Here is a 1,009-nt window from a genome sequence, read left to right on the forward strand (position 1 = left end):
CGTTGGGCGAACCCGGAGCCTCATTAATTGTTAGCCGTTAAAATTAAGCCCTTTACCAAACCAATACTTATTATGAAAAACACAATACATATCAACTTCGCTATTTTTTTAATAATTGCAAATATTATCTACAGCAGCGCCAGTGCATCAACAGATATCTCTACTGTTGCATCTCCATTATTTGAAGGAACTGAAGGTTGTTTTTTACTTTACGATGCATCCACAAACGCTGAAATTGCTCAATTCAATAAAGCAAAGTGTGCAACGCAAATGGCACCAGATTCAACTTTCAAGATCGCATTATCACTTATGGCATTTGATGCGGAAATAATAGATCAGAAAACCATATTCAAATGGGATAAAACCCCCAAAGGAATGGAGATCTGGAACAGCAATCATACACCAAAGACGTGGATGCAATTTTCTGTTGTTTGGGTTTCGCAAGAAATAACCCAAAAAATTGGATTAAATAAAATCAAGAATTATCTCAAAGATTTTGATTATGGAAATCAAGACTTCTCTGGAGATAAAGAAAGAAACAACGGATTAACAGAAGCATGGCTCGAAAGTAGCTTAAAAATTTCACCAGAAGAACAAATTCAATTCCTGCGTAAAATTATTAATCACAATCTCCCAGTTAAAAACTCAGCCATAGAAAACACCATAGAGAACATGTATCTACAAGATCTGGATAATAGTACAAAACTGTATGGGAAAACTGGTGCAGGATTCACAGCAAATAGAACCTTACAAAACGGATGGTTTGAAGGGTTTATTATAAGCAAATCAGGACATAAATATGTTTTTGTGTCCGCACTTACAGGAAACTTGGGGTCGAATTTAACATCAAGCATAAAAGCCAAGAAAAATGCGATCACCATTCTAAACACACTAAATTTATAAAAAATCTAATGGCAAAATCGCCCAACCCTTCAATCAAGTCGGGACGGCCAAAAGCAAGCTTTTGGCTCCCCTCGCTGGCGCTCGGCGCCCCTTATTTCAAACGTTA

The 1,009-nt window shown here is 36.9% G+C and carries 1 protein-coding gene; it reads left to right on the plus strand.

The window, feature by feature from the left end:
- The first annotated feature begins 72 nt into the window (after positions 1 to 72).
- On the plus strand, positions 73 to 903 hold the full coding sequence (locus OKC30_RS21060) for an oxacillin-hydrolyzing class D beta-lactamase OXA-1 (RefSeq protein WP_001334766.1): 831 nt from the start codon (positions 73 to 75) through the stop codon (positions 901 to 903).
- Positions 904 to 1,009: the final 106 nt, after the last annotated feature.

Origin of the sequence: Aeromonas sp. QDB18 (genome assembly GCF_027705325.1) — a bacterium.
Classification (GTDB): Bacteria; Pseudomonadota; Gammaproteobacteria; order Enterobacterales; family Aeromonadaceae; genus Aeromonas; species Aeromonas caviae.